The organism is Psittacicella hinzii, from assembly GCF_003585935.1.
Classification (GTDB): domain Bacteria; phylum Pseudomonadota; class Gammaproteobacteria; order Enterobacterales; family Psittacicellaceae; genus Psittacicella; species Psittacicella hinzii.
Window position 1 is genome coordinate 1 of sequence record NZ_NRJG01000074.1, and the last position, 4,825, is coordinate 4,825.

Annotated in this window: 6 protein-coding genes; 4 read left to right on the forward strand and 2 right to left on the reverse strand. The window is 31.9% G+C overall.

From position 1 onward, the window contains the following. Window positions 1–39: 39 nt before the first annotated feature. Together CKF58_RS08400 and CKF58_RS04520 are read right to left on the reverse strand one after the other, a co-directional pair. Entirely contained in the window at window positions 40–213 is a 174-nt protein-coding gene (locus CKF58_RS08400) for a hypothetical protein (protein ID WP_222987704.1), read from the reverse strand. 737 nt (window positions 214–950) lie between these two features. After that, entirely contained in the window at window positions 951–1,727 is a 777-nt protein-coding gene (locus tag CKF58_RS04520; RefSeq protein WP_119531411.1) for a hypothetical protein, read from the reverse strand. 144 nt (window positions 1,728–1,871) lie between these two features. Here CKF58_RS04520 and CKF58_RS04525 point away from each other — a divergent pair, with 144 nt between their 5' ends. From CKF58_RS04525 to CKF58_RS08720, 4 genes are all read left to right on the forward strand, one after another. Further along, window positions 1,872–2,750, forward strand: a complete 879-nt coding sequence (locus tag CKF58_RS04525; protein ID WP_119531413.1) for a glycosyltransferase — start codon at window positions 1,872–1,874, stop codon at window positions 2,748–2,750. Between the two features lie 9 nt (window positions 2,751–2,759). After that, a complete protein-coding gene (locus CKF58_RS04530) occupies window positions 2,760–3,080 on the forward strand; it encodes a hypothetical protein (RefSeq protein ID WP_119531415.1) in 321 nt (106 codons plus the stop codon). A gap of 1 nt (window position 3,081) precedes the next feature. Next, on the forward strand, window positions 3,082–4,062 hold the full coding sequence (locus CKF58_RS04535) for an alpha-2,3-sialyltransferase (RefSeq protein WP_119531417.1): 981 nt from the start codon (window positions 3,082–3,084) through the stop codon (window positions 4,060–4,062). 139 nt (window positions 4,063–4,201) lie between these two features. Beyond that, window positions 4,202–4,384 carry a glycosyltransferase gene (locus CKF58_RS08720; protein WP_119531419.1) on the forward strand — a complete coding sequence of 61 codons (183 nt, stop codon included), beginning with the start codon at window positions 4,202–4,204 and terminating at the stop codon, window positions 4,382–4,384. The last annotated feature ends 441 nt before the right edge of the window (window positions 4,385–4,825 follow it).

Consider the following 4,825-nt stretch of genomic DNA (forward strand, 5'->3'; position numbering starts at 1 on the left):
GCACAAGTTTGTAATGTAAAACCAAAACTTCCTAAGTATTTATTTTAATAATGGTGTATTTGCTGCAATATAAAGATCTTGTTCTACAACTGATGTAGTTGCAATAATTTGCGACATAAAACTACGACCTTCATCAGATTCAGTTTGATAAAAATCTAAACCAGTACTTTGCAACCATGTGTCGTATTTGTTTAATACGGTTTCTCCTGACACATTTTATAAAGACAAGTGAACATTAGCATTAAACACATTATTATCATTAGTGAAAGTTCCATTAGTAATAACCGTAATATTAGTTGCATTAAACGTATTATTCGTTAAGCTTACATCGGTATTACCACTAAGATAAGTATTATTACCTGAATCTAAACTTGAATTTACAACAGCAATACTTCCTTTTACGACTATTACAGTTAAATTTTCATTCGCAAAATAAGAGGAATCTATAATTAATACACTATCTCCAGCATTTACATTAATATCACTCCTAGCTGTAATATTGGTATTCGTCGTAGATATATTTTCAGCTGCTGTTGGGAGTATGTAAAAAATAAACAGGAGTTAGAACCGCATTTTCCGCGGTCCAAAAAGCGCATAAAATTGTTTTTTGCCAATATCAAAAACTATTTTAGCGACTAGATATAATTGTTAAAAACCTCATTAGGGGTATGGTAATTTAAAACGCTTCTAACAATGTTATTGCAGAATCTAGATTGATACAAACATACTCTTCTTGAAGTATATTTGACGAATTTTTTTAGGAAAGAAGTATCTACGGTAGATTTTATAGCTACATTCTTGACGAGAGCGTTGATCAGGTCGTCCAGTTTTACAGAAGTAAACAGGAATATCTAAGGTTTCTTCTATAAGCTTGTAGTCTTTAAACTCAATGCCGTTATCACACGTAATGCTTTTAACTACTTGATTAGGCTTTAATCCTCTAGTCTTAGCTATCCATATGATGTTATTACTTCATTAGCTACATAACGAGGTTTTAACGAGTCTAATGGAGTATATAAGTGCCATCTACTTTGCCGTTCCATTAAGGATAGTCTAGAAGTAGCTCTAGCAGCCCCGATAACAATATCTAATTCAAAATGACCAGTTTCATTGTCAAAGTTAGGAAAATCAATAGAGCGCTGTTCAATAGTGCGAAATGACCCTGGTTTCTTAGTTTTATCGTAGGCTTTACTTCTACCATATCTACGCTTACTTTCGTTAGTAATTCTTTGAGGAATTAGATCAGCCTTAGCCCAATTGTAGATAGTTTTAGGTGAAGACGGTAGGTATTTAGCACAATCACTAACTTTATTTGCTTTGAAGAATTTTTTAAGTTCAAGAATAATTCTGCCTTCAGGCTGTTTTTTAGTTATTAAATCTTGAATTAAATCTTCATATTGAGTTTTTAGCTCTGGATAGTCAGAGATAAAGTGGTGATATTTAGTCTTTCTTCCTCTATTTCTTTTCTTATTGTAAGAGCTACTTTCGTAATTAGCAAAGAATTTATTACACTTGCTACGATTAGTTGGATCTAGATTATTTTCTTCACAATGCTTTTTCCAATCTTTTCTACAGCGATATAGTGTGCATTCTAATGACTTACTAGTTTTCTGGTCATCATAAGGAAGTAGACTGTTAATATACGCAATTGATTTAAATAGACTACTGCTATGAGTTGCGAAGAGGGCAATAATGTTATGGTTGTGTGTTATACTTAAATTCGCCATATTGTTTTTTTCTGTTTAATTAAATTAATGCTATTTTATAGCAAAATCCAACAATATGGCTTTTTTTGTGCCCGAAATTTTTTCGTGAAGTGTCCCTCTTTTTTTGGAGTTTTGATTGATATCTAACATTGAGGTCATAAAGTTATGAAAATCAAAAAAGATATTCAATTAAAACTTAGTAAAGCTTTAAAATATATAGAGGAAGGAAATTCAATTCGTTCGACAGTAAAACTTTTTGAAGTATCAGATCACTTAATAAAAAAGTACGCTAAACAAATAGGCAAGTGTCATGTATTGCCTACAAAAGATAAGAAAAGTTATTCTGAAAAACAACATAGAACTGTTATAGACTTAAGAAAGAAAAAAGTAAAGTGGCAAACGATATCAGACATCTCTGGGATGTCTATCCCTGGAGCTGCTATTTATTCTTATAAGAATGGTATAAAACCAAATGAATATAAGTCTATAAATCTTCCTTTTCACAAGCTCTTCCAAATAGTAGGGCTTATCTATACGTATCCTGATAGAAGAAAGGAAATCACCAAAAAATATAAATTAAAGAGAAAAGCTCTACAAAATACAGCAAATAAAGGGATCGTTTACTCTCTAAATAAAGCAATACCGGAAGCAAAAGGGGATTACATTGCTCGCATGGATGCAGATGACATAGCCTATCCTTTTAGATTGGATACCCTAGTATCTTGGATGGAACAAAATCCTGATGTTTTGGTATGTGGAAGTGCAATGAAAATTCATAATACAAAAGCAACAGCAGACGTAGCTGAGTCTCGCTTTGATATAAATCGAAATATGTTTATTAACTGCCCGATGTTGCACCCAACTGTGTTAATCCGATCAAAGGTATTCAGAGAGCTAGGCTTAAAATATGAAAATTATCAGCATGCTGAAGATTATAAATTATGGTTTGAGATTTCAAAGAAAGGCAAATTAGCTAACCTTAATATGCCATTAGTCGAATACCGATTACATAGTAATCAAGTATCACAGAAATATTCAAGCTAACAAGGAAAAATGACAAATGGAATTCGTAAGGAAGTTTGGGTTTATTATTTGTCAGTTCTTTATCCTTCATTAAAAATAAAACTTAATTTAACCTTTGATGATGCGAGAAAGCTATATGGTTATTTCTGTCCAAGATATTCACAAATGGATGAAAAAGAGAAAAAATTCATACAAGAAATTATTTACATGTACTATACATTAACCCAATATCGATGGGTAGATTTGTTAAAATTCATCAAAATGTCGCCTAAAGAAATACTTTCTGGACGTCAAGTCAAGAAAATCATCAAAAAGTTTATTTGTTCACGGAAATACGCTCCTTATTTATAATATGATTATTCAGAAAGAGAAGAAAATAAAAAGAACTAGTGATAATGTTATTATTTGTGGGAACGGCCCAAGTTTAAGAACGATTGACTATGATCGATTACCTACAGATTATGACGTTTTTCGATGCAATCAATTTTATTTTGAAGACTGTTATTTTATAGGTAAAAAAGTAAAAGCAGCTTTTTTTACACCTAATTTTTTGTGGAATCAATATTTAACTACCCAAAAATTAATAGAAAATCAAGAGTATGACATCGAGCATATTGTTACCTCTACCTTTAACAATCCTTTGATTGAACCAAAAACATTAAAGGAAGAAATTTCTTACTTAGTGGATGTAATTGATGGGTACGATGCATTTTTATCTCACTATTTAGATATAGATATCATACTAATACGTTATGAGATATTTGAACATAAAAGAATTACCTCGGGCGTCTACATGATTCTTGCTGCAATGGCTTGTGGATATAAAAATATCTATATCGCAGGCATTGATTTTTATCAAGATGATTTATATGCATTTGATACAGCCAAAACAAATATTTTAAGTCTTGTACCGAATATTGATAAAAAAGAAGGAAAATCTGATACGCATTCTTTGAATTTTGATATGCATATAATTCAATATTTACGTGACCATTATAATCTTAATCTTTTCAGTCTTTGCCCAACTAGTTATTTATCTCAACATATCCCATTTATTTTTAATGACAATTGTAAGCAACCTGGGGATATGTGCAATTTTAATGTAGAGAAAAAACAGGGAGAATGGACAAAAGATATTGTGTTATTGCCTGAAACAGTTAAATGGCGAATTAGAGAGTTATCTGGTAGCAACCAAGAAGTTAAAGATTCCAGAGATGATATATATCAAAATATTTATTACAAGTTAATTATGGATCTGGTTAGATTGCCACGATTGTATAAAAAATATTGTAAGAAGAAAAAGAAAGGGCATAAGAATCAAAGCACAAATTAAATATCTAGTTTGTACACAAATTTAGGATAAGACTATTACCTTTATTTCTATTACAGTGAAGAGTTCGATGGTTTTCCTATTAAGATTAATTACCTCTAATCATTTCTTTGCCATGATTGATATTTTCACTTAGCAAGAAATGGATAAGCTTATTTATTTGGATATCGATATTTTAATCAATGGCGATTTAGATCTGTTATGGAATATTAATTTCGGCAATCACACGATTGAAATTTGTTTTGCTTCTTACCTTGCGTATGAAATCCTGAAGTCTAATCATTTGATTGTAGTAAATGTTTGTACCTTTAAATATAATCGTTAAGGAAGCAAGCACATCGAGTAGAGCCATCCTAGGTTGTATAGTTATACCTAGGACCGCGACCTCTCACACCACCGTACGTACGGTACCGTATACGGCGGTTACGTCCAAAGTCCAGAGACCTAGTACTCTGGGCTTTTCTTATTACCCTAATTCTTGTTTAAATATTCGCGATGAATCAGGTTTAGCCAAGTAAAACCAGCTTTAGCTAACGCTTCGTTAGTTAATGCTGAATTTAATAGACTAGAACAGAACCTATATCTGCGGCGTCCTGACCATAGTATTTTCCCTTTGAACTTAGGATTAAGTTGGAGTAACTTTTTCTTCCTGTTCTGTGGTGTTTTCCATTGTCTCCAAAGCATACTCCTTATTCGCCTACGGATAAACTCATCTGCCGATAAAGTCCAGCTATAGCTAAAGATCCAAGTGTGCCTGTAGTAGTTA